The sequence below is a fragment of the Bacillus sp. F56 genome (assembly GCF_001748205.1).
In the GTDB taxonomy this organism is placed as follows: Bacteria; Bacillota; Bacilli; order Bacillales; family Bacillaceae; genus Bacillus; species Bacillus stercoris.
In genome coordinates this window covers 70,564-94,954 of record NZ_BDFC01000008.1, presented here as the reverse complement: position 1 = coordinate 94,954, position 24,391 = coordinate 70,564, and the positions used below count along the sequence as shown (strand labels likewise).

At 46.5% G+C, this 24,391-nt stretch carries 21 protein-coding genes; 7 read left to right on the top strand and 14 right to left on the bottom strand.

Annotation, left to right across the window (positions count from 1 at the left end; translation table 11 throughout):
* Nucleotides 1-9: 9 nt before the first annotated feature.
* From BFW96_RS14210 to glnK, 7 genes are all read right to left on the bottom strand, one after another.
* Nucleotides 10-711 carry a FadR/GntR family transcriptional regulator gene (locus BFW96_RS14210; RefSeq protein WP_040084284.1) on the bottom strand — a complete coding sequence of 234 codons (702 nt, stop codon included), beginning with the start codon at nt 709-711 and terminating at the stop codon, nt 10-12.
* A 69-nt stretch (nt 712-780) separates the two neighbouring features.
* Nucleotides 781-2,148, bottom strand: coding sequence for a glucarate dehydratase (gene gudD, locus BFW96_RS14205; RefSeq protein ID WP_069839769.1), 1,368 nt, complete (start codon nt 2,146-2,148; stop codon nt 781-783).
* Nucleotides 2,149-2,184: 36 nt separating this feature from the next.
* Nucleotides 2,185-3,552, bottom strand: a complete 1,368-nt coding sequence (gene gudP / locus BFW96_RS14200) for a glucarate transporter GudP (RefSeq protein ID WP_069839768.1) — start codon at nt 3,550-3,552, stop codon at nt 2,185-2,187.
* A gap of 84 nt (nt 3,553-3,636) precedes the next feature.
* Nucleotides 3,637-5,103, bottom strand: coding sequence for an alpha-ketoglutaric semialdehyde dehydrogenase GucD (gene gucD / locus BFW96_RS14195; protein WP_069839767.1), 1,467 nt, complete (start codon nt 5,101-5,103; stop codon nt 3,637-3,639).
* A gap of 29 nt (nt 5,104-5,132) precedes the next feature.
* Nucleotides 5,133-6,059 carry a 5-dehydro-4-deoxyglucarate dehydratase gene (kdgD, locus tag BFW96_RS14190; RefSeq protein ID WP_041521239.1) on the bottom strand — a complete coding sequence of 309 codons (927 nt, stop codon included), beginning with the start codon at nt 6,057-6,059 and terminating at the stop codon, nt 5,133-5,135.
* A 225-nt stretch (nt 6,060-6,284) separates the two neighbouring features.
* Entirely contained in the window at nt 6,285-7,229 is a 945-nt protein-coding gene (glnL, locus tag BFW96_RS14185) for a glutamine utilization two-component system response regulator GlnL (RefSeq protein WP_014662630.1), read from the bottom strand.
* Nucleotides 7,230-7,239: 10 nt separating this feature from the next.
* Nucleotides 7,240-8,472, bottom strand: coding sequence for a two-component system sensor histidine kinase GlnK (glnK, locus tag BFW96_RS14180; protein WP_083252895.1), 1,233 nt, complete (start codon nt 8,470-8,472; stop codon nt 7,240-7,242).
* Nucleotides 8,473-8,773: 301 nt separating this feature from the next.
* Between glnK and BFW96_RS14175 the strand changes: the two genes are divergently transcribed.
* The 4 genes from BFW96_RS14175 to mmuP all read left to right on the top strand — a co-directional run bounded on the left by BFW96_RS14175 (nt 8,774) and on the right by mmuP (nt 13,822).
* Nucleotides 8,774-9,757 (top strand): glutaminase, encoded by a 984-nt coding sequence (locus BFW96_RS14175; RefSeq protein WP_069839766.1) that lies wholly within the window; start codon nt 8,774-8,776, stop codon nt 9,755-9,757.
* 21 nt (nt 9,758-9,778) lie between these two features.
* A complete protein-coding gene (locus tag BFW96_RS14170; RefSeq protein WP_069839765.1) occupies nt 9,779-11,215 on the top strand; it encodes an alanine/glycine:cation symporter family protein in 1,437 nt (478 codons plus the stop codon).
* 126 nt (nt 11,216-11,341) lie between these two features.
* Nucleotides 11,342-12,289 (top strand): homocysteine S-methyltransferase, encoded by a 948-nt coding sequence (gene mmuM, locus BFW96_RS14160; RefSeq protein WP_069839764.1) that lies wholly within the window; start codon nt 11,342-11,344, stop codon nt 12,287-12,289.
* A 120-nt stretch (nt 12,290-12,409) separates the two neighbouring features.
* Nucleotides 12,410-13,822, top strand: a complete 1,413-nt coding sequence (mmuP, locus tag BFW96_RS14155) for an S-methylmethionine permease (protein WP_069839763.1) — start codon at nt 12,410-12,412, stop codon at nt 13,820-13,822.
* A 36-nt stretch (nt 13,823-13,858) separates the two neighbouring features.
* Here mmuP and BFW96_RS14150 read toward each other — a convergent pair whose 3' ends face one another.
* The 3 genes from BFW96_RS14150 to gamR all read right to left on the bottom strand — a co-directional run bounded on the left by BFW96_RS14150 (nt 13,859) and on the right by gamR (nt 16,153).
* Nucleotides 13,859-14,929, bottom strand: coding sequence for a branched-chain amino acid aminotransferase (locus tag BFW96_RS14150; protein WP_069839762.1), 1,071 nt, complete (start codon nt 14,927-14,929; stop codon nt 13,859-13,861).
* Nucleotides 14,930-15,136: 207 nt separating this feature from the next.
* Nucleotides 15,137-15,412 (bottom strand): DUF1648 domain-containing protein, encoded by a 276-nt coding sequence (locus BFW96_RS14145; protein ID WP_069148885.1) that lies wholly within the window; start codon nt 15,410-15,412, stop codon nt 15,137-15,139.
* 33 nt (nt 15,413-15,445) lie between these two features.
* Nucleotides 15,446-16,153 carry a transcriptional regulator GamR gene (gene gamR, locus BFW96_RS14140; RefSeq protein WP_069839761.1) on the bottom strand — a complete coding sequence of 236 codons (708 nt, stop codon included), beginning with the start codon at nt 16,151-16,153 and terminating at the stop codon, nt 15,446-15,448.
* A gap of 218 nt (nt 16,154-16,371) precedes the next feature.
* Here gamR and nagB point away from each other — a divergent pair, with 218 nt between their 5' ends.
* The 3 genes from nagB to gltP all read left to right on the top strand — a co-directional run bounded on the left by nagB (nt 16,372) and on the right by gltP (nt 20,426).
* Nucleotides 16,372-17,121 carry a glucosamine-6-phosphate deaminase gene (gene nagB, locus BFW96_RS14135; protein WP_069839760.1) on the top strand — a complete coding sequence of 250 codons (750 nt, stop codon included), beginning with the start codon at nt 16,372-16,374 and terminating at the stop codon, nt 17,119-17,121.
* A gap of 20 nt (nt 17,122-17,141) precedes the next feature.
* Nucleotides 17,142-19,037 carry a glucose-specific PTS transporter subunit IIBC gene (ptsG, locus tag BFW96_RS14130; RefSeq protein ID WP_069839759.1) on the top strand — a complete coding sequence of 632 codons (1,896 nt, stop codon included), beginning with the start codon at nt 17,142-17,144 and terminating at the stop codon, nt 19,035-19,037.
* Nucleotides 19,038-19,181: 144 nt separating this feature from the next.
* Nucleotides 19,182-20,426 (top strand): glutamate-aspartate/proton symporter GltP, encoded by a 1,245-nt coding sequence (gltP, locus tag BFW96_RS14125; RefSeq protein WP_069839758.1) that lies wholly within the window; start codon nt 19,182-19,184, stop codon nt 20,424-20,426.
* A 34-nt stretch (nt 20,427-20,460) separates the two neighbouring features.
* Here the strand turns inward: gltP and trhO are convergent, their stop codons facing one another.
* The 4 genes from trhO to BFW96_RS14105 all read right to left on the bottom strand — a co-directional run bounded on the left by trhO (nt 20,461) and on the right by BFW96_RS14105 (nt 24,340).
* Nucleotides 20,461-21,429, bottom strand: coding sequence for an oxygen-dependent tRNA uridine(34) hydroxylase TrhO (gene trhO / locus BFW96_RS14120; protein WP_014662617.1), 969 nt, complete (start codon nt 21,427-21,429; stop codon nt 20,461-20,463).
* A gap of 208 nt (nt 21,430-21,637) precedes the next feature.
* Nucleotides 21,638-22,516 carry a helix-turn-helix transcriptional regulator gene (locus tag BFW96_RS14115; RefSeq protein ID WP_040084301.1) on the bottom strand — a complete coding sequence of 293 codons (879 nt, stop codon included), beginning with the start codon at nt 22,514-22,516 and terminating at the stop codon, nt 21,638-21,640.
* Nucleotides 22,517-22,624: 108 nt separating this feature from the next.
* Entirely contained in the window at nt 22,625-23,956 is a 1,332-nt protein-coding gene (locus tag BFW96_RS14110) for an erythromycin esterase family protein (RefSeq protein ID WP_069839757.1), read from the bottom strand.
* Between the two features lie 105 nt (nt 23,957-24,061).
* The gene (locus BFW96_RS14105) at nt 24,062-24,340 is read right to left on the bottom strand and encodes a hypothetical protein (protein ID WP_014662615.1); all 279 of its coding nucleotides are present in this window, start codon (nt 24,338-24,340) and stop codon (nt 24,062-24,064) included.
* Between the last annotated feature and the right edge of the window lie 51 nt (nt 24,341-24,391).

The following is a 24,391-nucleotide window of genomic DNA, read 5'->3' as shown; positions in this document are numbered from 1 at the left end:
GTCTCACCATTATTTTTCATCCAGTCCTTTTAGAATTTTGTCACGGACAAATTTCAGATGCTCATACATGTGGTAATGCGCTTTGTAAGGATCTCTATTGGCAAGGGCGTCGTAGATTTTTTTGTGATATTCGACCGTTACATCTCTCTCCCTGTACGGAATTTGGCTGTCAATTTTCGCATGGGTGATTAAGAGGGATTGAATCATCCCCTCTACAACGGGATTATTGGCACTTAACGCTATAATTCGATGGAACTCTTTATCCGCTTCACCATAAAGATTGTCAGTGCTGTTGGCAATGTCGTCGATTGTCTTCTGCAAACGCTGAAGCTCATCCTCGTTGATTTTTTCTGCGGCAATCGTCACGAGTCCTAGTTCTAACGCCATCCGCGCTTCAATGATTGCCGGAAGATTATCAGTCGCCAAGGCAAGCATGACGGAAAATGGCTGCATGCCGATTTTATCGTTGAAATATGTGCCTCCGCGTGTTTTTCTCGTAATGACGCCCAGCGTTTCAAGTGAACTGAGCGCCTCCCGAAGCACCGGCCTGCTGACATGCAAAATGTCCATCAGTTCCATTTCTGTCGGCAATTTGTCTCCGGCCCTCAACTGGCCGCTCGATAATAAATGGACAATCCGTTCGATGACCTGTTTGGCTAATGTTTTCCGATTGACTGTATCGACTTTCAAATCCTCTAAACCTTCGTACACGAACAACTCTCCCTTCAGTTGTTCAATTGTAAGACAAAATAGCCGATATGACAATATTTACAATAAAACTTACCGCACAAGACACGGGCGCTTCCGGTCAAATTCCCAGTTGCGGATCAGGAACTGCATAGATATCGCGTCATTTCGGGCGCCTACATTCATTTTCCGGTAGATCTCATGCGCTTTTCCCACTTGTTCCATATCAATATCAACGCCTAGTCCAGGCTTATCCGGCACCTTGACACAGCCAGCGGTAATCTCAAAAGGCTGTTTCGTTAATCGCTGCCCGTCCTGCCAGATCCAATGGGTATCAATCGCCGTGATGCGCCCCGGAGCCGCTGCTGCCACATGGGTAAACATCGCAAGGGAAATATCAAAGTGGTTGTTGGAGTGCGAGCCCCATGTCAAACCCCAATCATGGCACATTTGCGCAACCCGCACCGACCCTTGCATCGTCCAAAAGTGCGGATCAGCCAGCGGTATATCCACCGCATGAAGCTGAATCGCGTGACCCATTTCCCGCCAGTCTGTCGCAATCATATTTGTCGCAGTCGGAAGCCCTGTCGCGCGGCGGAATTCAGCCATCACTTCACGAGCGGAGTAGCCGTTCTCATCCCCGCATGGATCTTCCGCGTACGCGAGTACATCTTGCTTTCCTTTGCATAATGCAATAGCCTCCTCTAATGACCACGCCCCGTTCGGATCAAGGGTGATTCTTGCCTCCGGAAAACGTTTCGATAAGGCGGTAACAGCTTCGATTTCTTCTTCTCCCCGCAGCACCCCGCCTTTGAGCTTGAAATCCTGAAAGCCATAGCGCTCCTGTGCGGATTCAGCAAGACGCACAATGGCCTCCGGCGTCAGCGCTTCCTCATGGCGCAGACGGAACCACGCACAATCTGACTGCTCATCGCTTTGATACGGCAAGGTCGTCCGCTTTCGGTCGCCGATGTAAAAAAGGTAACCAAGCATTTTCACTTCATCTCGCTGCTTCCCTTCGCCAAGCAAAGCCGCGACCGGTTCCTGAAGGAATTTTCCAAGCAAATCCAACAAAGCCGCTTCCAATGCGGTGACGGCGTGCACAGTGGTGCGCAAATCAAACGTCTGGATTCCGCGTCCTCCCCTGTCCTGATCGCCAAACTGCTTTCTGACCCTTTGCAATATCGCCTGGTACGCACCAAGGGATGCTCCGACAACAAGCGGCTCTGCCAGCTCCAGTGTGCGGCGAATACGCTCTCCGCCTGGCACCTCGCCAACTCCCTGATTTCCGCTGCTGTCTGTTAAGATTACGATATTCCGGGTAAAAAACGGGCTGTGCGCTCCGCTTAGGTTCAGCAGCATGCTGTCATGTCCCGCAACCGGAATCACCTTCATTTCTGAAATTGAGGGAATATTCGATCTTTTTTCTTTTTGAACCTGCTCTTGTATTGATGAGCCCATGCTTTTTCCTCCTTTTATAAAGCGCTTTCATAAATATTAGACAGGCAATGATTGATCGGGGTCTTGTTCTTGTTTCTTTAACACGACTCGTTTAATCGGGCCGACCAGCAGCAAATAGCTGAGGATCGCAACAATCGCGTTAGCGCCGACAAACACGAGCGCGCCATTAAATGATCCTGTGGCATTGACGATGTAACCGATAATAATCGGTGTTGTAATCGAGGCAATATTTCCGAAAGTGTTGAACAAACCGCCGCTTAATCCTGCACACTCTTTCGGAGACGTGTCCGACACGACAGCCCAGCCCAATGCGCCGAAGCCTTTTCCAAAAAACGCGAGCGACATAATAACAACGACAAGCCACGCTGAATCTGTATAGTTGCAGACGATCATACTGCAAGACAGCAGCATGCCGGCAATGATTGGCACTTTTCTAGCAAAGGTCAGTGAACGGCCTTTTTTGAGTAAGATGTCTGACACAATACCTCCAAGCACGCCGCCGGCAAATCCGCACAGCGCCGGCAGGGAGGCGACAAACCCAGCTTCTAGAATAGACATGCCGCGGGCCTGAACCAAATATACCGGAAACCATGTGAGAAAGAAATAGGTGAGAGTCGTAATGCAATATTGCGCGATGTACACGCCAATCAGCATGCGGTTCGTTAACAGCTGTTTGATATACGGCCATTTCGATTCTGTTTCTTGTTTGCTTTTACTGTCATCCATGGAAATCAGCCCGCCGCCCTGTTCGATGTACGCAAGCTCAGCTTCGTTAATCTTTGGGTGTTTTTTCGGTTCATACACCGTTTTTAGCCAGATGACAGCCAGAAGAATCCCCGCAGCCCCCATGACAACGAAGACGGAATGCCAGCCGAAAGAGTGGGTGAGCCAGCCCATTAAAGGAGAAAAAATGACGATTGCGAAGTATTGTGCTGAATTAAAAAAGGCTGAAGCTGTCCCGCGCTCGGAACTTGGAAACCATGAGGCAACAACTCTGCCGTTTCCGGGAAATGAAGGCGCTTCTGATAAGCCTACCAGAAAACGCAGTGCAAACAGCAGGATAATCGCTGTGCCGGCTGAGAAAAAGCCAATCGCCCCTTGCAGCAGCGTAAAAAACGACCAGAAAAAGATGCTTAACGCAATGACAGTCTTTGAACCAAAACGGTCCAGCAGCCAGCCGCCCGGAAGTTGCCCGATGACATAGGCCCAGCCAAAGGCAGAAAAGACATATCCCATGGCGACCGAGTCCAATCCCAAATCATGCTGGACAGAATCACCGGTGATGGAAAGCGTTGCTCGATCCGCGTAGTTAATAGAGGTCACAAGAAACAGCATAAACACGATGAACCAGCGTACAGACGTTTTTTTGCCCGCCGGTGTAACACTCGCAAAGTCTTTTTTCATAGTATCTTCTCCTTTTCAAAGTAGAGAATCATATGCTGGCTGTGATAAAGCTGGGAAAGAGACGTACGCCTCTTTCCAGCACCATTACGGCTTTACAAAAACGGTTTTGATCGCTGTGAAAAAGTCCTTCGCCGCCTCCCCCTGTTCGCGGGAGTGGGAGCTCGACTGCTTCATGCCGCCAAAAGGCGCCTGCAGCTCAACACCTGCGCTTTCTGCATTCACCCGAACCAGCCCGGCTTCGATTTCATCAATGAAAGAAAGCATTTTGCCGATGTTTTCCGTGAAGATGGATGCACTTAAACCGAACTTCACATCATTGGCGATGTCCAGCGCCTCCTCCATCGAATCAACCTTGATCAAGGCAATCACGGGACCGAAGATTTCCTCCTGGGCAATTGTCATCTCAGATGTCACATTGTCAAAGATGGCAGGCTGAACATAATAGCCGTTTTGATACTTTCCGTTCTCCAGCTTTTCTCCTCCAATTAAAAGGGAAGCGCCCTCCCGCTTGCCTTTCTCAATGTATGACAGGCAGTTATCAAGCTGATTCTTGCTGGCGATCGGTCCCATCCAGACATCCTCTTTTAAGCTGTCTCCGATTGTAATATCCTTTGTGCGCTGGAGCAGGTTTTCTTTAAAGCGCTCGTAAATGCCGCTTTGCACAATGACACGGCTTGTCGCGGTGCATTTCTGGCCGGTTGAACGGAAGGCCCCCGTAATGACAGCTTCAGCCGCAGCTTCAAGGTCAGCATCATCAGCTACGATGACAGGGTTTTTGCCGCCCATTTCAAGCTGATATTTAGCTCCCCTCGCTAAAGCGGCTTGCCCGATGATTTTTCCGACTTGATTTGAACCGGTAAACGTAACGGCGTTTACACTGTCATGCTCAGCAAGTCCCTGCCCGACAACAGAGCCTGGGCCTGTCACCAAATTGATGACCCCTGCCGGCAGCCCCGCTTCCTCAAAGCAGGCAATGAGCTTCGCGCATGTCACAGCTGTTTCTGTCGCCGGTTTGATGACAACGGTATTGCCGTATACCAGTGCCGGCGCCATTTTCCAAATCGGAATCGCCACAGGGAAATTCCACGGAGAAATCACGCCGACCACACCGAGCGGGACACGGGTGGTGAACATGAGCGCGTCTTTGTCAGTAGACGGAATGACATCACCTGTTTTGCGCATCCCCTCTCCGGCGTAATAGCGCAGAATGGCAATCCCCCGGGCTGTTTCTCCCTTCGCTTCCGGCAGTGTTTTGCCCATTTCACGCGTTGCACAGGCAGCGATTTCCTCCAAGCGCCGCTCCATAATATCCGCTGTTTTGTATAAGTATTGGCCGCGCTCGGCACCCGTCAGCTTTCTCCAAGCCGTTTTGGCTTTATTGGCGGCGGCGACGGCACGTTCCACATCCTCAGCTGTTGAATTCTGTACATAACCGACAATATCATTCACATCGGCAGGGTTTTCGACCTTAACCATATCGCCTGATTGAGACTGAACCCACTCTCCGTTAATAAAGTTGAGATACATGTTTTGTTCCGTGATCACAGACATGCCCATTGCCCCTTTCGTGTTTTTTCTGGTCAAACCGTTGCGGCTTTTTTCGGAAAACGGTCAGCCGCCTGCTTCAAAATCGCTTCCAATTGCTGATAATGATCCTTTTCAACCGGGCCGACAGGCGGTCTGGCTGTATTTCTTACATTCAGCCCCATGATCTCCATCCCCGCTTTAATCAAAGATACGGCGTAGCCTTTTCGTTGTTTGCGAATGTCGTTGATTGGGAGAATCACATGCTGATAAATTTCCTTCACCAGCTCGGCATCTCCGTTTTTCAATGCATCATAAAACATTCGCGAAATATGCGGGATATAATTTGAAATCGCTGAAGAGTAAGAGTGGAATCCGATCGGCAGGTAAGCCGGCATCGTCACTTCAGCCATCGGCATTCCATTGAGCCATCCTAAGCGGTCGCCGATCGTATAGACGAGGTTAATATTTAAATCCATATTCCCTACCCCGTCTTTGACACCGACAAGCTGTTCACATTCGGTCAAGCGTTTGATCTGTTCTACAGCGAGAATGGCGTTATCACGCTGATAGAGAATCGCATTCAAGTCAGTGCTTTCAATAATCGTTTTCGCATACTGATACAGTCCCTCCTGTTCGCCATGCACCAAATACGGGGGCAGGATCAAGTAGCCGTCGGCGCCCTTTTTCTCCGACAGCTGCGCCCATTCAAGCGCTGTGCTGAGGTTGCCGCCCACCCCAGTGTAAACCGGCACCTTTCCCCCGGCTGCAGAGACTGCGACTTCCACCATTTGCTCATATTCCTTCTGGCTGAGAGATTGAAATTCACCAGACCCGCAAGCGATAAATATCGCTTCTAAGCCCTCTTTCAGCAAAAACTCAATGTTTTGAAAAAGAGCTTCTTCCTCCAGCTTTCCTTGTGTGTTAAAAGGAGCAACCGGAAAACCTAAAATGCCAGCGGGTGCTTTTCTGATACGGCTCATCAACATAACCTCCTGTTATTTGTGTATACAGCCCCTAACTGAAAGCGCTTTATTAATCTTTGTTTCACATCCGCTCCTTCCCATATATCCTTTTGTTTAATTGTAAGACAAATAAACAATAAGTCAATATCTTTATTTTCTGATATTTTATAAAAAAACAGTAAATCGCTGTCCCGCCGGGATTCTGCGCAGCAAAAAAACAGCCGGATCAGCCGGCTGTTTGGTTTATATCCTTCTTTGTTTCATCGTCTCGTGCAAAAGCTTCGCTTCCAAAAAAAACACGTGGATGAATTTTTTCATATTTATTCTAGCAGGGGCGAGAGGTTTTGCATCCTTGGATTGGAGTTCTTTCATTTTCTGGCTGACTACCGGAAAATCAAAGAATTTCGACGCATAGGTTTCAAATTTTGGATTCGAAAAATCAGTTGTCCCCAGTGATGCAAAATGGTGCAGCGAATGGATAATCGCTCTGCGGATACGCTGCTCTGAGGCTTTCATTTCTCGATTGACCTCCGTCTGAGAGGCCCCTGTCCCCAGCTTCCGTTCGGCTACTTGGGTGAATATTTGTTTTAGCGAAGGGCTTTGTTTTTCGTGCGGCTCGGATTGCTCGTATTCTGCTAAATACTGCAGGACTGCCATGAGATCCTGCGCGCCGCCTTCTCCCATCATGCCCAGCTCGGACAGCAGAAATGCTCCCGCCTCTTTTAAACCGCTGTCACTCTTCTGCTGGGGACGCGCTTTCCGATCAGTCCGATTGACAAGCCGGCTTAGTGAATGCTGAATGGCTCCAATCGAGTGTTCAAGCTCAATCCGCTCCTTCACCTTTTGGAGAACCGTAACAATTTCAATGCGGTTAATCGGCTTATGGATAAAATATTCGATGCCAAGCGAGTACGCTTCTCCGACCATTTCCTTCGCCTCCACTTGAGAGATCATGACGATTTTGCCGGAGTACGTATGCTGGATCTCACGAATGGTCTCAATGCCGTCTCTTCCGGGCATTAACAGATCGATTAATAAAATATCAATCTGTTTGAACTGCAGCATATGCCCTTCCACTTGGCTTCCGTCGTCTGCTTCACCAGCAGCCTCCCCAAGATCCTCGTCCTCAATGATCTGCCTTAAAATCGACCGTACCGCACGGTCATCATCAGCGATAAAAAAACGCATAGCTTTCGGTTCACCCTTTCTGAATCAAATGCCGGACAGGCAGCCTGATGGCAAACACCACTCCCCGCTGCTGATTATTAAACGTAATATCCCCATCTAGTTCAGTCACCATTTCCTTCACATAGGAAAGTCCTATTCCCGTAGAAGGCGTGCCGAATTCGTCATATTTTGAAGTAAAGCCCGGGTCGAACACAATCTCCCCTATTTTTTCAGATATACCGGGACCATTGTCTTCCACCTGAAATTCTACCATACTCTCATTTAACTTATGGAGCCTCAGGCTGATCATTCCCTCTTCATCCATAGCCTCTACCGCATTTGCCGTTAGATTATTAATGATCGAAAGCACAATAAATACGTGATATTCGTCATGCTCTCCCTCTATGGAGCAGTAAAAATCAATCTGCTTTCCCAGTGCTTCAGCGTATTTTTCATTCATTCGAATCACGAGCTGCAGCAAATCAGCGGCCCTCATATAATCTCTCAAACTCTCATTCGAAATCAGTTTTGAAAGCCCGGCGAATATCCGCTGGTTGTCCTTTTTCACTTCATGAATCTCCCCGGCCAGTCTCAGGATTCTGCCGCTGAGCTGATGATCCTTGCCCTTCATTTCCCGATAGAGCTGATACGAATCGTTTGTCACTTTCTCTGTCGTTTTCAATGTCTTTTTTAGATGCACCGTTTCTTCATATAAATTAGAAACGATCATCAGCATGTGCTCATGCTGCTGCCTTGTCTGTTTTTCTCTCGATTGTGTTTCATACAGCTTCAGCACACTATAAAAGCTCATCACGATAAATGTGTGAGAAATCGCAATCACCGCAATGTCAGTGATTTCCTCAGGCGTGACAACCGTATGAAAAATGAGAAATTGCACAGCCAGCTCGACACAATCTGACACAACTTCAATCATAAACCCGATGAAACCGAGCATAATCGGCCGTTCACGGAAACGATTGGCCTTTAGTATGTAAAACAGGCAGGCGTAAGTCATATAAAAGAAAAAGCTAGACGCTTGGTCATACAGAATCGGAGTCAATCCGTTGTGCCCTCCGCCCCATAATTCCAGAAAGACGCGAAAGATAAACACAGCCGCTCCAGTCAGAAAACCCGGCAGCACAGCGGGCACATGCCGCAACAACGATAAAAAGAAGAAAAAAACCGGTGCGCCAAAGCTGACCCGGAATTCTTCATTGAGGGGATAAAATTTCAGTTCACCGGCCAGCGGCACCGTAATCAGCATGAGAGCCAGTATATATCCGTCTTTTTCGATAAAACGTTCCAGTTTTATGATGATCACATCCTCGCTTTTTATTTTGGAGAAACGGGAGAAAACCTGCAAATTGCTTTTGACCCAGAAAATCAGGTTTTTATAAATCTTACTGCTTATTTTCAAAATGTTTTTGTCGTATTTTGTATGATTCTGTAGTCGCCATTATACAGTAAATATACCATCCGCTTTTATGAAAGCGTTTAACGCCCCTTCAGCCTTCGCTTTGATAAACCTCAGTCCTTTAAGAAGAAAATCAGTGAGGAGGAATTCGATGAAAGAATTGATAAAAGAGACTCTGAAAGAAATAAACCCGGCGTCACAGCTGCATCATTGGGTTGAGCATTATCGCCCCTTTGCCGCCAATGGACAAAGTGCAAACTATATCCCCGCTTTAGGAAAAGTCAATGACTCACAGCTCGGCATTTGTATATTGGAGCCTGACGGAACGATGATACATGCCGGCGATTGGAACGTCCCTTTTACCCTGCAAAGCATTTCCAAAGTGATCAGCTTTATCGCCGCCTGCATGAGCCGCGGCATTCCCTATGTGCTGGACCGCGTAGATGTCGAACCGACAGGCGATGCCTTTAATTCAATCATTCGGCTCGAAATCAACAAGCCGGGAAAGCCGTTTAATCCCATGATCAACGCGGGTGCCCTTACCATCGCCTCGATTCTTCCCGGTGAATCGGCATACAAAAAGCTCGAGTTTCTATACTCGGTGATGGAAACCTTAATAGGAAAACAACCGAGAATTAATGAGGAAGTGTTCCGTTCTGAATGGGAAACCGCCCACCGCAACAGAGCGCTGGCCTACTATTTAAAAGAAACAAACTTTTTAGAAGCTGACGTAGAAGAAACACTTGAAGTGTACTTGAAGCAATGCGCCATGGAGAGCACCACAGAAGACATCGCGTTGATCGGCCTGATCCTTGCCCATGATGGGTATCATCCGATTCGACGCGAGCAGGTGATTCCAAAAGATGTGGCAAAATTGGCCAAGGCGTTAATGCTGACGTGCGGCATGTACAATGCTTCAGGCAAATATGCGGCGTTTGTCGGCGTGCCGGCCAAAAGCGGCGTCTCCGGCGGCATCATGGCGCTGGTTCCTCCAAGCGCCAGAAGAGAACAGCCTTTTCAATCCGGATGCGGTATCGGCATTTACGGGCCTGCCATTGACGAATACGGCAACAGCCTCACCGGGGGTATGCTGCTGAAGCATATGGCACAGGAGTGGGAACTCAGTATTTTTTAAACATAAAAAAGAGGTGATTGTATGCAGCAAATCCTGGAACATATCATCGGTATCGCAAATGATCTTTTGTGGTCAAAGCTATTAATTGTATTGCTTCTTTCTCTTGGAATCTATTTTACGTTCAGGCTTAAGTTTTTACAGGTTCGCATGCTGAAAGAAATGGTGAGGGTGTTAAGAGAAGGTGCTGCTTCCCGGTCGAAAAACACCATTTCTCCGTTTCAAGCCTTTTGCATCAGCATGGCAGCCCGTGTCGGAACGGGAAATATTACGGGCATTGCCATCGCCATTGCACTCGGCGGGCCCGGTGCAATCTTCTGGATGTGGATTATCGCCATTATCGGATCAGCATCCAGCTTTGTGGAAAGCACACTGGCTCAGATTTATAAAGTAAAAGATGTAAACGGCTTCCGCGGCGGGCCGGCGTATTACATGGAAAAAGGGCTGAACAAAAGGTGGATGGGCGCGCTGTTCGCTGTGTTAATCACCTTATCGTTCGGTATCGTCTTCAACTCGGTTCAATCCAATACAGTCAGCCTTGCCTTTGAAAACGCGTTCGGCACAAACCGCCTGACATTGGGACTCATTTTAATTGCTGTATTCGGCACGATCATTTTCGGCGGAGTCAAGCGCATTGCAAAATTGGCTGAATCCATTGTCGTCGTATTGGCTGTCCTGTATATCGGAGTTGCGTTTTTCGTCATTTTCACCAACATTACGCAGCTGCCAGATGTGCTTGCGCTAATCGTGAAAAATGCGTTTGGTTTTGACCAGGCCGCCGGCGGGGCTTTGGGCGCGGCACTCATGCAAGGCGTCAGACGGGGAATCTTTTCAAACGAAGCGGGAATGGGGAGCGCACCGAATGCCGCTGCCACCGCCACAACAAGCCACCCCGTCAAACAGGGGCTGATCCAAGCTTTTGGTGTGCTTACTGATACACTGGTCATTTGTACAAGCACCGCCTTTATCATTCTGTTTTCGGATGCCTATCATACTCCGGGTCTGAGCGGAATCGCCTTGACACAAGCCTCTCTAAGCTCCCATGTCGGATCATGGGCATCAGGCTTTCTCGCCATTCTGATTTTGTTATTCGGATTCTGTGCTTTAATCGGAAACTATTATTATGGCGAAACCAATATTGGCTTTTTGAACAAAAGCAAAAAACTGATATTCGTTTACCGTATCGGCGTGCTGGCGATGATTGTGTTTGGCTGTGTCGCCAAAGTCCAGCTCGTCTGGGATCTTGCTGATTTGTTCATGGGCTTGATGGTCGTCGTGAATTTAATTGCAATTTTCTTATTATCAAAGGTCGTTTTTACAGCGCTGAAGGACTATACACGCCAGAAAAAAGCTGGCAAAGATCCGGTCTTCTATAAAGATGTGCTCAAAAACCACAACGGCATTGAATGCTGGCCGCTTTCTGATACATCGTCAGACTCACACAACAAACAAATATCATAAAAAAGAGGTGTTCAGACATATGGGCTGAACACCTTTCTCTATTTGCGTTTATTGACAAACACGTAAGCCTCCATTACGATTTTCATATCTTTTTAAAAAATCTGAAAGAAGGCATCGGTACATTCTATGAATCCTATCCAACACATACTAGATACATTCCCGCTTATTGTTCTAGACGGCGCCATGGCGACCGAGCTTGAACGCAAGGGCTGTGACTTGAACGACAGTCTGTGGTCGGCAAAAATCCTGATGGAAGAGCCGGACCTGATTAAACAAGTTCATACTGATTATTTCGCGGCAGGCGCCGATTGTGCGATTACCGCCAGCTATCAGTCCACATTCGAAGGCTTTGCCGCACGCGGGCTGAGCGAAGCGGAAGCACGCCGGCTCATCGAGTTGTCCGTCAGCATCGCAGCTGAAGCACGTGATGAATTTTGGTCGTTTGAAGAAAACCGTTTGAATCGGCCAAAACCGATCATTGCGGCTTCTGTAGGCCCTTATGGCGCTTATCTTGCAGATGGTTCTGAGTATCGCGGCAACTATGCAATATCAGAAGATGAACTGATTGAATTTCATCTTCCCCGGATGAAAGCGCTGATTGAAGCCGGAGCTGATGTTTTGGCATGCGAAACGATCCCGTGTCTGACTGAAGCCAAAGCGATTGTGCGGCTGCTGAAGGAATTTCCCGAAACGTATGCGTGGATCAGCTTCAGTGCCAAAGACGGCCTGCATATCAGTGACGGAACATCGGCCGCTGACTGCGCGGCGCGGCTTGATGAACATCGCCAAATTGCAGCGCTCGGCATCAACTGTACGCCGCTTCAGCATATTTCTTCCTTGATAGAGGAGTTAAAAAAGAACACGTCAAAGCCGATCATCGTCTACCCGAATTCAGGTGAGCAATATGATCCGGAAACTAAAACGTGGAACGGCGCAGCATGCGCAGAATCTTACGGGGCGAGCGCCCGCATCTGGCATGAAAAAGGTGCGAAGCTGATCGGCGGCTGCTGCCGGACAAAACCCGAAGATATTCAAGAAATCGCGGCTTGGGTCCGCTCTTTAAAAACAACTTGACTTATCGGAATTGTTTGTATATTCTAACTTAAAGCCGGTTCGCCGGAGTCTCGTGTCACTTCCTGACATGAGATTTTTTATTAGGAAGGAAATAAATCGCCGATAGAAAGTTGGAAAAAGATGGACTCTGCTCACAACAAGAATGAGACAACCTTTCAGAGAAGTATGAAAAGCCGGCATCTCTTTATGCTTTCCTTAGGAGGTGTCATCGGAACAGGACTGTTTTTAAGCTCTGGCTATACCATTCAGCAGGCAGGCCCCGCTGGAACGATACTTGCCTACTTAGTTGGGGCCGGAATTGTCTATCTGGTCATGCTATGCCTCGGTGAGCTGTCAGTCGCCATGCCTGTGACCGGCGCCTTTCACACCTATGCGGCCAAATACATAGGGCCCGGCACCGGCTTTACGGTCGCTTGGCTGTACTGGCTGACATGGACCGTGGCATTGGGATCGGAATTCACAGCAGCCGGCCTGTTAATGCAGCGCTGGTTTCCCCATACGTCGGTTTGGATGTGGAGTGCCGTCTTTGCGCTGTTCATTTTCTTGCTTAACGCATTTTCGGTCAGGTTTTTCGCTGAATCAGAATTTTGGTTTTCCAGCATCAAAGTATTAGCCATCATATTATTTATTCTTTTAGGCGGTTCTGCCATGTTCGGCCTCATCCCGATCAAAGGCGGAGAAGCCGCTCCGATGCTGTCTAACTTCACGGCGGAAGGCGGGCTCTTCCCTAATGGATTTATTCCGATATTGATGACGATGCTGTCCGTCAATTTTGCCTTCTCGGGAACGGAACTGATCGGAATCGCAGCCGGTGAAAGTGTTGATCCTGACAAGACGATACCAAAAGCGATTAAAACAACGGTCTGGCGCCTCTCACTCTTCTTTGTCGGAACAATTTTTGTGCTGTCAGGGCTGATTCCGATTCAAGATGCAGGTGTCATCAAAAGCCCGTTTGTCGCTGTCTTTGACAGAGTCGGTGTACCATACGCGGCCGATCTCATGAACTTTGTTATCCTGACAGCGATCCTGTCAGCGGCTAATTCCGGACTCTACGCTTCTTCCCGGATGCTGTGGTCTTTATCAAAAGAAAAAACGCTTCATCCGACATTTGCAAAGCTGACATCAAAAGGAACCCCGTTTAACGCGCTGGTGTTCAGCATGATCGGCGGCATTCTGTCGCTGCTGTCCAGTGTATTTGCACCAGACACTGTATACGTTGTGCTCGTGTCGATTTCCGGTTTTGCTGTCGTTGTCGTGTGGATGGGAATCGCTGCATCTCAATTCATGTTCAGAAAACGTTATATCGAAGCGGGAAACAAAGTTACTGATTTGAAATACAGAACGCCTTTGTATCCGATCGTGCCGATTGCAGCGTTTCTGTTATGCCTGGCTTCCGTCATTGGCATTGCCTTTGATCCGAATCAAAGAATCGCACTGTATTGCGGCGTTCCGTTTATGGCCGTTTGCTATGCAATGTATTATGTGAAAAACCGCAAAAGCCTGCCGGCTGCTGATATGACTCATTCAAAATAAAAAGAACCTGCCTTCAGGCAGGTTCTTTTTCAATTTTTACACTTCCACTGTCCAGTTGAACGGGCCTTTTACCTTGCCAAGCTGAATATCTGTTATCGTTTCATACAGCTTTTTCGAGAGGTCCCCGATTTGCCCGTCGCCTACAATCACCGTTTTTCCATGAATGTTGAGTTCACCGACAGGCGTAACGACGGCTGCCGTGCCTGTGCCGAAGACCTCTGTCAATTCTCCGCGTGCAGAGGCTGCATACACCTCATCAATTGATATTCTCTCTTCACGAACCGGAATGCCCCAGCTTCGAATCAATTCAATCGCAGACGCGCGTGTCACCCCGCTTAAAATGCTTCCGCTTAAAGCAGGTGTGACAGCTTCCCCGTTTATGACGAAAAAGATGTTCATGCTCCCTACTTCTTCCACATATTTCTTTTCAATGGCGTCCAGCCACAGTACCTGGTCATAGCCCAGCTCATTCGCTTTCCGCTGTGCCTGAAGACTGGCCGCGTAGTTCCCAGCCGTTTTTGCAAATCCGACTCCGCCGTTGACCGCCCGCACATACTCATCTTCGACATAGATTCTAACCGGCTTCAGCTGATCGTCGCCATAATAGGAGCCGACAGGCGAAAGCACGATCATAAATGTATAGCTCCTGGATGCCTTCACACCGAGACTCGGTTCTGTGGCAATGACAAAAGGACGAATATAAAGTGACGTTCCTTTTTCCTTTGGAACCCAATCTTTCTCCAGCTCAACTAATTGCGTCAATGCCTCAAGCACAAGCTCTTCGTCTAAAGGGGGCATGCTCATTCGCTCACACGATCTGTTCAGCCGTTTGATATTTTGATCCGGACGGAACAGGAGCACCCTGCCATCCTCTGTTCTGTATGCTTTTAACCCTTCAAAAACAGCCTGGCCGTAATGAAAAACAGAGGAAGACGGATCGAGCGTAAGCGGTGCGTACGGTGCAATTCTGGGATGATGCCATCCAATTCCCTCTTCGTAGTCCATCACAAACATATAATCTGTAAAATATTGTCCAAACCCCAAGGAAGACGGGTCGGGCTTTTCCTTATAATATCCAGTTTTTTCTCGTTCAATAAGCTTATTCAATCTGACCAGCACACCTTTCGTATAATTGTTTAAATATTCAGTCTTTTTTAGGCTGCAAAAAATATAGCCCTTCCTTTCAAGATACGCCGCTCCACACCAATAAATTTCAGAATATTCTTTAGGATCATCAGCTATTATACACCACATTCATTGTCAGATGAAGCTGAAATTAAAGAAAAACAGCCAGTTTTATTCTGGCTGTTTGATTTAGACCGCTAAACAAAGGACGACAATGTGGCAAATCAGCAAAATATACACTGCGAACACTAATTGCCAATTGATCTTCCGCGCCCATGCAAACACCACCATCAAAACAGGCAGCAGCACAGTCCCCGCCAGCTTGTTCACTGTCAGATCCGGGCTGTTCGCTACATCATAATGAATCGGCATCTGCGCCGGCAGAAAAGGGTAAAACACGAGTGAAAGGATAAATGCAGCAATCACAGCTCCCCACAGCACTTTTCCATTCGTCAATAGAAACATAGAACGACCATTCCCTTCTTATCACGTATTGCTTTATGAATGATATGACTGTTCTACGGTGAATTTCGTTCGGTCTCCCCGCGTAATAATTTGCGCATATTCCACCACTTCTTCATTTTTATCATAGGTAAGGGATTCTGATAAAAACGCAGGCGCTCCGACATTGGTTAATAAGTGGCCGCTGATCGTTTCATCCGTTAAAATCGGTTCGATCGATTCCGTTCCCCTGCTGATTTCAATATTGTATTTTGTCCTTAACAATTCAAACAGCGAGCCGGTGCATTCCTCCTGCGCCAGCCCCGGTGCCGCCTTCCAGGGAATATACGAGGTATGATACTGCAAAGGCTCCCCCTCGGCGTATCTGACTCTGACAAGCTTGTTGACAGGTTCATTCTCTTTCATTTTCAAAAGCTCGGCAATGGAGTGATCAGCGGGTATCACCACAAGCTCAAGCACTTTTGATTCAGAACGCAGGCCTCTCATTTGTTCTGAAAAGCTCGTAATCTTATGCGGAATCGGCGTTTGTATTTTTGCCGCCGATACAAACGTCCCTTTCCCCTGAATTCTCTTAATATATCCTTCAAGCTCTAGCTGCTGCAGGGCCAGTCTCACAGTTGTTCTGCTGACATCATATTGTTCGCAAAACTCACTCTCCGTCGGCAGCTGATCATTCGCCTGATATTTGCCCGACTTAATTAATTCAATGATTTTAAACTTGATAACAGAATATAAAGCTGTCATTTCATTCTCCCCATTCTGTATGCAATCCGTTCTTTTTCATTGAGACCATAATACCATTTGCCATCCCAATATGAAAGATTTGTATCCTTCCTTTATAACAAATTTTCAGAAATTAATATTGACAGTTTGATAACGGTGGTGCTAAATTCGTAATGACAAGTACCGAAAATTGGTCATAACAAATATGGTGCTTGTCTATCTCTTTGAGGGGGTGTCACATGAAGATTCTGATCGCTAATCACTACGATGAACTCTGTAAGTTAAGCGCTATCATTATTAAAGAGCAAATACAAGCTAAGAAAGAGGCCGTTCTCGGCCTGGCAACCGGAAGCACGCCGGTCGGCTTGTACAAGCAGCTGATTTCAGACTATCAGGCAGGTGAAATTGATTTTTCAAAGGTTACTACATTTAATTTGGATGAGTACGCTGGTCTCTCTCCATTTCATCCTCAAAGCTATAACAAATTTATGCATGAGCATCTTTTTCAGCATATCAATATGCAGCCTGATCATATTCATATCCCGCAAGGAGACAATCCGCAGCTTGAGGCTCAATGCAAGGTATACGAAAATCTCATCCGCCAGGCGGGAGGCATTGATGTCCAAATTCTCGGCATCGGCGCCAATGGCCATATCGGTTTCAATGAACCGGGATCTGATTTTGAGGACCGGACACGTGTTGTGAAGCTCTCGGAAAGCACGATACAGGCAAATGCCAGATTCTTCGGCGGTGATCCGGTGCTGGTGCCGAGACTCGCGATTTCAATGGGCATTAAAACCATCATGGAATTCAGCAAACATATTGTGCTTTTAGCAAGCGGCGAAGAAAAAGCAGACGCCATTCAAAAGATGGCTGAAGGTCCTGTCACGACAGAAGTACCAGCCTCCATTCTTCAAAAACACAATCATGTAACCGTTATCGCCGATTATAAAGCAGCTCAAAAATTAAAGAGTGCACCATGCTCATAAAACAATAAAAGGAGACTGTCATGTTTAAAAAGGCATTTCAAATTCTGCAGCAGCTTGGCCGCGCGTTGATGACTCCGGTTGCCGTCCTGCCGGCAGCAGGTCTTTTGCTCCGTTTCGGAGACAAGGATTTACTGAACATTCCTATTATAAAGGATGCGGGCGGCGTTGTATTCGATAATCTCCCGCTGATTTTCGCCGTGGGGGTCGCGATCGGATTAGCCGGCGGAGAAGGTGTAGCCGGACTTGCCGCTGTCATCGGATACTTAATTTTAACCGTTACCCTCGACAATATGGGAAAATTACTCGGCCTTCAGCCTCCGTATGAAGGAGCCGAGCACCTGATTGATATGGGGGTTTTCGGAGGAATCATCATCGGGCTTCTCGCCGCCTATTTATATAAGCGGTTTTCATCAATCGAGCTGCATCCGGTCCTTGGATTTTTCTCTGGAAAACGCTTTGTCCCGATTATTACTTCCGTCAGTTCATTGGTGATCGGCGTCTTTTTCTCATTCGTTTGGCCGCTGATCCAAAACGGAATTAACGCAGCCAGCAGTTTAATTGCCGATTCAACAGTCGGCCTGTTCTTTTATGCAACGATCTATCGTTTGCTGATTCCTTTTGGCCTGCATCATATTTTTTATACGCCTTTCTATTTTATGATGGGAGAATACACAGACCCATCAACAGGCAACACCGTAACCGGCGACCTGACAAGGTTTTTCGCGGGAGACCCGACAGCAGGGCGCTTTATGATGGGGGATTTCCCTTACATGATTTTCTGTCTGCCGGCAGTTGCTCTTGCCATTATCCATACCGCGCGTCCGGAAAAGAAAAAAATGATCTCTGGTGTGATGATTTCTGCGGCACTCACATCTATGCTGACCGGAATTACTGAGCCGGTTGAGTTTTCTTTCTTGTTCGTTGCGCCTGTGCTCTATTTGATTAACTCTATTCTTGCCGGCGTCATCTTTGTCGTTTGTGATTTATTCCATGTCCGCCACGGCTATACGTTCTCAGGCGGCGGAATTGACTACGTCTTGAACTACGGACTGTCAACAAACGGCTGGGTTGTCATTCCTGTCGGGATCGTGTTTGCTTTCATTTATTATTATTTGTTCCGATTTGCGATTCTGAAATGGAATTTGAAAACGCCCGGCCGTGACACAGATGAAGACGGTCAGAATGAGGAGAAAGCTCCAGTCGCAAAAGACCAGCTTGCCTTTCACGTGCTGCAGGCCTTGGGCGGACAGCAAAATATCGCTAATCTGGATGCGTGTATCACAAGGCTTCGCGTGACCGTTCATCAGCCAAGCCAAGTCAGCAAAGATGAATTAAAACGGCTTGGCGCAGTAGGTGTGCTCGAAATCAACAACAACTTTCAGGCGATATTCGGAACAAAATCCGATGCCTTAAAAGACGACATCAAAACGATCATGGCCGGAGGCGTCCCTGACACCGCCGCCGCGCTGGACACGGAAACAGACAAGCAGCAAAATCCTGTTTCCGGCGAGGCCTTTATTTATCCGCTCAAAGGAGAAACAGTCTCTCTGGGGGATGTGCCTGATCAAGTCTTTTCAGAAAAAATGATGGGCGAGGGATTTGCGATTATACCATCAGAAGGAAAAGTCGTTGCACCTGCGGACGGCGAGATCGTCTCGATCTTTCCAACAAAACACGCCATCGGCTTTATGAGCGCCGGAGGCACCGAAATCCTGATTCATGTCGGCATTGATACTGTCAAATTGAATGGGGAAGGCTTTGAAGCACATGTCACGAGCGGACAAGCCGTCAAACAAGGTGAACTGCTTCTCACTTTTGATCTTAATTACATCAAGCAGCATGCCGCTTCAGCCGTAACACCGGTTATTTTTACAAATATCTCTGAAGATAATATGAAGCACATTCAAATGAAGTAAAAAAGTCCCCCCTGCTGCGGGGGACTTTTTCGCCAACATAATGAAAGCGTTATCAAAATAAAATAACTTGAAAAAAGGGGTTTGCATTAGAATCACGAATGATATGAATATGCCTTCATTCTATCATTCTAAAGGGGGATTCATTTGAAAAAATTAATCGCGTTTCAAATTTTAATCGCTTTGGCTGCCGGAGCGGTGATCGGCCACTTTTTTCCTGATTTCGGGATGGCACTGAGGCCTGTCGGAGATGGATTTATCCGCTTGATTAAAATGATTGTTGTGCCGATTGTGTTTTCTACCATTGTCATCGGAGCCGCAGGAAGCGGAAGCATGAAAAAAATGGGCAGCCTCGGTATCAAGACAATCATTTGGTTCGAAGTGATTACCACGCTTGTATTGGCGCTCGGACTTTTATTAGCAAATGTCTTAAAACCAGGTGTCGGGCTTAATCTCTCCCATTTGGCGAAAAAAGATATCAATGAACTATCAGGCTACACTGAAAAAGTTGTTGATTTTAAACAAATGATCCTCGATATTATCCCTACAAACATTATTGATGTGATGGCCAGAAATGATTTGCTTGCCGTGATTTTCTTTGCGATTTTATTCGGTGTCGCCGCTGCCGGCATCGGCAAAGCCTCTGAACCCGTGATGAATTTCTTTGAATCCGCCGCTCAAATTATGTTCAAGCTCACGCAAATCGTCATGGTGACTGCTCCTATCGGCGTGTTAGCCCTGATGGCAGCTTCTGTAGGCCAATATGGCATTGAACTCCTCTTTCCTATGTTTAAGCTGGTTGGCACAGTATTCTTTGGCCTGTTCCTAATCCTCTTTGTCCTCTTTCCGCTTGTCGGTCTCATCTTTCAGATTAAGTATTTCGAAGTATTGAAAATGATATGGGATCTGTTTTTAATTGCATTTTCCACCACCAGCACTGAAACCATTCTCCCTCAGCTGATGGATAGAATGGAGAAATACGGCTGTCCCAAACGAGTGGTATCATTCGTCATTCCCTCCGGCTTGTCATTGAACTGTGACGGCTCGAGCTTATATTTATCGATTTCTTGTATCTTTCTGGCGCAGGCCTTTCATGTAGACATGACATTGTCCCAGCAGCTCCTCATGATGCTTGTGCTTGTGATGACTAGTAAAGGCATTGCAGCTGTTCCCTCTGGCTCGCTTGTTGTGCTGCTGGCGACTGCCAATGCTGTAGGACTGCCGGCTGAAGGCGTTGCCATTATCGCGGGTGTTGACCGCGTCATGGACATGGCGCGAACAGGCGTGAACGTTCCGGGACATGCGATCGCCTGCATCGTGGTGTCAAAATGGGAAAAAGCCTTCCGCCAAAAAGAATGGGTTTCCGCAAACAGCCAAACCGAAAGCTTATAAAAAAAGAACACCTCATTCCGAGGTGTTCTTTCCATTATTCAACAGAAGCATGTTCTTCTGTTTCAATCGCTGCCAGTCTTGCATTTACTTCTTCTTCTGTCATATTATGCTCTTTCACATACAGGTTTCTTGGATTCGTGCGGCACTCGTGGCTGCAGCTGCGCATATATTTATACTCATTTTCCGGTGTGCATATCATTTTTTTATTGCAAGATGGATTCGCGCAGTTCACATAACGCTCACACGGTTCTCCTGTAAAGTAGTCTTTTCCGACAATCACATGCTCGACACGGTTGACAGGCACGCTGATTCTTTCATCAAATACGTAACACTGGCCGTCCCAAAGCTTGCCTTGCACCTCAGGATCTTTTCCGTATGTCACGATGCCGCCGTCAAGCTGGGCTACATCTTCAAAGCCTTGCTTCACCAGCCATCCTGAAAACTTTTCACAGCGTACGCCGCCTGTACAGTACGTTAAAATCTTTTTGCCTTCAAGCATATCTTTGTGTTCTTCGATCCATTCCGGTAATTCGCGGAAGGCTTCGATGTCAGGACGGACTGCACCTCTGAAATGGCCAAGGTCATACTCGTAATCATTACGCGCGTCGATTACAATTGTGTTTGGATCCTGCATCTTCTCATAAAATTCTGCTGGCTTCAAATGCTGACCTGTTGTTTCATTCGGATCGACATCATCTTCAAGACGAAGCGTGACAAGCTCTTTTTTATGGCGCACGAAGATTTTTTTGAAGGCATGGCCTTCTACTTCATCAATTTTAAATACCATGTCCGCAAAACGAGGATCAGCTTTCATTGTTTCCATATATTTTTCAGTCTGTTCAACCGTTCCTGATACCGTACCGTTAATTCCTTCAGAAGAAACAAGGATACGGCCTAACAAACCAAGCTCCTTACAAAAAGCCAGATGCTGCTCTCTAAACGCCTCTGGATCTTCAATCGGAACATATTTATAGTAAAGTAATACTCTGTATTGTTTTTCCATGTTTTAAACACCCTGTTCAATTATAGTTAGTTGCTATGCACACTCTTACTATATCATACAGGAAAATGCCGCAAAGATGAACAGATCCGCCCAGACTGATAAAAATATCCAACCTCTTACAAACCTGCGCGGCATAAGGGTTTCTGAATGACGGATAGTATTTTCCATTAACTTACTGATAAATGTAGTTGTCTGAAAACTATTATTATCATTCCTCTTCAAAAGATAAATTTACCGGTTCATCTAAAAGCTCTCCCGGCATTTCAAGGTTTGTTGAAGGTACGCTCTTATCTACCTCTTCAAAAACAACATGATCCATCCACACCTGCCCCGGTCCAGCTAATTGAACGCCAAAAGATATCACTGCGCTATTTTCTGGAACATCTAAAACGATAGCATAATGATTCCAATTGGTTGTTCCAGTAATAGGTCTGTTGCTCATATTATCAAATTGGAGAACATCATCAGCGGCACTGTCAACCCTCATCCAAAGCGAGGCAAAATGCTGCACTCCTTTTGTTTTGATAAAACTTGATAGACGAAGCCTTTTTCCAAGATAGCGGCCTGCTTTGAATTGCTGCATCATCGTCGCAAATTCACCGATATCCTGAACCATTGTTGACTTTAAATACCCTGAAGCTTTTCCCTGATGTACATTTTCCCGGTCAATCCCCATTTCGAATTGGAACGGATGGCTCCCGCTCAATACCCAGCCCTTCATTTTTTTCTCCATGTAAGATTCCTCCTTTTTTGAAGTAAAGCGTTTCATAAATGTTCGGTATGCACCTGGCGGCATGTGATACATCTTTTTGAACGTCCTCGTAAATGCTTCTTGAGATTCAAACTGAAAATACAAAGCAATATCGATAATACGAAGATCTGTATAAAGCAAAGCCGCTGCCGCATTCGCAAGACGTCTTAAGCGAATATAAGAAGCAACCGACATACCGACTTCTTTTTGAAAAATCCGATGAAAATGGAATTTTGAAAAGCTTGAAACGTTTACAATATCCTCGTTTGATATTTGCTCATGTAAATGTGATTCAATCCAATTGATTGTTTTCTGGACAGCCTTTTCATAATACATTGCACGCTCCAATCTCCTTTCTGTTTTAGAATAATGGATCACTGATTATATGTTTTGATTATTTTTGCGATATGTAAAAATCCCCTGTTGTAGCACAGGGGACACTGGTCACTTGATAATGACTGACGGCGTGATATGCTCCAGCCAAATGACACCGTCATATTGTTCCTTCAGGATCATCTGCTCTTCCATGTTCCCCCAATAGAGCGCAGTCCGCGGGGTATACATCCACGAAGTGCCTTTCTTGTTTTTTGTATGGAGAAAATCAACAAAGACAGCAGGATGGTCCGCAGCTTTCAGCAAAGCTTCAAGGCTCCCAGACGGCGGCGGGCTTGTGACCGGCATAACCGTCTTATTATCGGAACTATTCAGACTCGCACCAGAGTAAGCATAAATGCCAATCGTATATGTTTGTTTCTTCAGCCGTTCTGGCAAATAATCACCCATGTTAGGACCGTTTATCTGTACCCAGTCCTTTATCATTTTCGTATTCTGTTTGCGAAGATGGTAATTGTGGCCCCAGACAATGATTTTCTTTTTCGGATAAAGGGTTTCGGCTACCCACTGAAATTGTTCAGCCATCATGCGGTCTCTCATAAAGAATGAAAAATCCTCAATATTCTCCGGATACTCCTCTAGTTTTTCTTTCATTTCTTCCAGCATATACGTTTCCATTACGTCAATTCTCAGCTGAAGAGAATGCATAAACATCTCATAAGCTTTCGGCTCTTTTGGAAGGTTTTCTTTTAGCTCTGAAGCATGTGTTTTAGTGAACTTGATCAGCTTCTGATAGTTTTTCACAAGCTTTTCCTTCTTTTGCGAAAATTCATCAAACGTGTTGCTGTCTGTCACTAATGTTGAAAAATCATTTTCTGATTGGGAGAGCAACTCTGCTTTCTCAGGGTCCACCGCTTTTACCCATTGAGTCGCAGCATCATTGAATGAATTCCTCATGCTTTGAATATCAAAACCGGTAAAGATCAGCGGATCCCCTTTCTCTTTTTGCTCTTTCATGTAATCAAACAATTCAACGACATCTTCTGTGTGCCATACAGCGTAAATGGAGTTTTTCATCGTGCTTTTAGGAGTTAATTGGTTCATATTAAGGTAGGATGCATTTGTATCAGGAAAGCCGGACTCAAAGGCCAATACATCGTATCCCAGCTCTTCGTGGAGGTATTTGATCATTCTGACCTTTGTGGCATTCATTTCGCCAGCGCCATGTGTCGTTTCTCCTAACTGAACAATTCGTTTCCCTTTCAGCACCTTCTTCAGGAATCGAAAGTCTTTGTTTGAAGCATCAAGTGGCTGTGCATGTCGTTCAATCCAGGAATCCCAATGTTTTTCTTCAGAAGCAGCACGAGCGGAGGCTGAAAAAGAAGAAAACGCCAGACAAACGATCAGCAGCGGCAGGGTCATTCTCACTATGATTCGTTTCAATTCTATCTCTCCTTTTCTATTAGGTTCTCTAGTCGTTACGAGATAGATATTGAAAAAGTTTCCTTTTTTCCGCCAACAAAAAAAGCTTCTCTGTTGAAAGAAGCTTTAGCTGGATTCTCTCATCACCTGATGAAAGTAAAACCGATATGTATTTCGTAAAAATGTCTCAACCGGAAGCTGCACATCCGCTTGGTATTTGCTGATGATAAAGGGAAATCGCTCGATTCCTTTTTCGCGCAAATTGTTCGCTTGCTCTTCATCTATTGCCGTCTCTTGCAAAACCGCTTCAATAATCGGACAGCACGCTTTCCGCACTTGCCTCAGGACGGCTTCATCTCCGGTGTTCTGATAATCTGTAATCCAGCTGATGATTTGTTTCTCCATGGGTCTCACCTTTCTTCAAAAAAAGAGGCGCTGCGTCTATGCAAGCTCCTC